Raw genomic sequence first — 2,081 nt, forward strand, 5'->3', positions numbered from 1 at the left:
CGCACCAGGTGGGTGTCCGGGCATCCACAGGTCGGGCTCGTACTGGACGACGTCGGCGGTCTCGTCGGTGATCACCTGACTGATCTCGGGTCCGGCGAAGTCGTCGACCAGACACCGATGGCTCTTGGTGAGCACCGCATATCCGTTGCCCTCGAGCCCCTCGATCAGATACATCTCCCACAGCGGCCGGGACCGATCCAGCGGGCGCGACATCACGCGCGCGATCAGATCGCCGAGCTCGGCCAGGGTGCCCGGGCGGGGCAGCCCGGAGCGGCGGATGTGGAAGTTGATGTCGAAGTCGTGATCGTCGACCCACACCGGCCGCGCCAGACCCATCGTCACCGGCAGGACGATCTGCCGGTAGCGCGGCGCGAGCTGTAACCGGTTCTCCACCAACGACACCAGCGAGGGATAGTCGAGGACGTGCTGGGCCCCGTCGGGTGCGGCCCCGGCGGGCGGGCCGGCATCGTCGAAGATCAGCAGCGCCCCCAGATGGCTGGTCGCGCCCGCCGGATCCAGGAAGTAGTACATCGCCTCGCGCGGGGACAACCGATTGGCCACATCGACGATCGTAAGGCCTCGGGTGCAACCCCTCGGCAACTGTTGCCCGACCCGGGCGCTCGGTTCTTCACTCGATGCCAGAGTGCCCGGCGAGGAACCGACGACCACGACGGTGCGCCGGCACCGGAGAAGAACGGAGTTGATGATGCGCGCAGCACGCTATTACGACCGCGGGGACATCCGGATCGAGGACATCGACGAGCCCACCGTCGAGCCCGGAACGGTCGCCATCGACGTGGCGTGGTGTGGGATCTGCGGCACCGACCTGCACGAGTACGCCGACGGGCCCATCTTCATCCCGCCGTCGGGGCATCCGCAGCCGATCAGCGGCGAGAGCGCGCCGATCACGCTGGGACACGAGATGTCGGGCGTGGTCTCGGCGGTCGGCGACGGTGTCGAGGATCTCGCGCCGGGCGATCACGTCGTCGTGGAGCCCTACATCATCGCCGACGGCGTCGACACCGGCCCGAACAGCCACAACTATCACCTCTCGGCCGACATGAATTTCATCGGGCTCGGTGGTCGCGGCGGTGGGCTCGGCGAGAAGATCGTCGTCGAGCGACGCTGGGTCCACAAGGTGTCCAAGGACATTCCCCTCGACCAGGCGGCGTTGATCGAACCCCTGTCGGTGGGTTTCCATGCGGTGCAACGCAGTGGCGCCGGCGCCGGGGACGTCGCGTTGATCACCGGAGCCGGCCCGATCGGTCTGCTCACCGCAGCGGTGTGCAAGGCCGAAGGCATCACCACGATCGTCAGCGAACCGAGTCGGCTGCGCCGGGAGAAGGCACGTGACACCGGCGTCGGTGACCACATCGTCGACCCGTCGACGCAGGACGTGGTGCAGGTCGTCCGCGACCTCACCGACGGTCGCGGCGCCGACGTCGGATTCGAATGCACCTCGGTGCAACCTGCCCTCGACACCCTCTTCGATGCACTCAAGCCGACGGGAGTCCTTGTGGTGGTGTCGATCTGGGGTCACCCCGGAACGCTCGACATGCAGAAGCTGGTGCTCAAGGAGATCGACATGCGCGGCACCATCGCCTATGTCAACAGTCATCCGGCGACCATCCGGCTCGTCGAGGAGGGCAAGGTCGATCTCGCACCCTTCATCACCGGGCGCATCGGACTCGACCAGCTTCTCGACGAGGGCTTCGACACGTTGTTGCACCACAACGAAACCGCGGTGAAGATCCTGGTGTCGCCGTCCGGTGCGGGCGTGCGCTGAGCGCCGGCTCAGCTCATCTCCAACGTCGCCAGCCGCCACCGGTATTCGACCCGAACCGGAAGGCTGGATCGGACCCGGCCGGCCTGGCGCACCCGGACCGGGACGCGTTCGATGCGTCCGGCGAAAGCGCGAACCCGGCGACCCCGCTCGAAACTGCCGAAGATCTCCGCCGTCGACGGATCACACATCTGGATGTGGATTCGTCGGATGCGGGCGCTCACGCCCACGGCGCGGTTCTCGGGCCGGGCGATGTCGGGGCGCAGCAGGGTGACGATGTGTTCGTAGAGCTGCGGGG

General features: G+C 67.4%; 2 protein-coding genes and 1 pseudogene. 1 reads left to right on the forward strand and 2 read right to left on the reverse strand.

Annotated features, from left to right (window positions below; translation table 11 throughout):
- A partial coding sequence (locus tag B1964_RS17035; protein WP_216354259.1) for a wax ester/triacylglycerol synthase family O-acyltransferase occupies window positions 1-561 on the reverse strand: 561 nt, incomplete at its 3' end.
- Between the two features lie 145 nt (window positions 562-706).
- Between B1964_RS17035 and B1964_RS17040 the strand changes: the two genes are divergently transcribed.
- Window positions 707-1,786, forward strand: coding sequence for a 2,3-butanediol dehydrogenase (locus B1964_RS17040; RefSeq protein WP_079930607.1), 1,080 nt, complete (start codon window positions 707-709; stop codon window positions 1,784-1,786).
- 8 nt (window positions 1,787-1,794) lie between these two features.
- Here B1964_RS17040 and B1964_RS17045 read toward each other — a convergent pair.
- Window positions 1,795-2,081: pseudogene (locus tag B1964_RS17045) on the reverse strand (hypothetical protein); the annotation flags it as partial.

It is taken from the genome of Gordonia sp. i37, assembly GCF_002043085.1.
In the GTDB taxonomy this organism is placed as follows: Bacteria; Actinomycetota; Actinomycetes; order Mycobacteriales; family Mycobacteriaceae; genus Gordonia; species Gordonia polyisoprenivorans.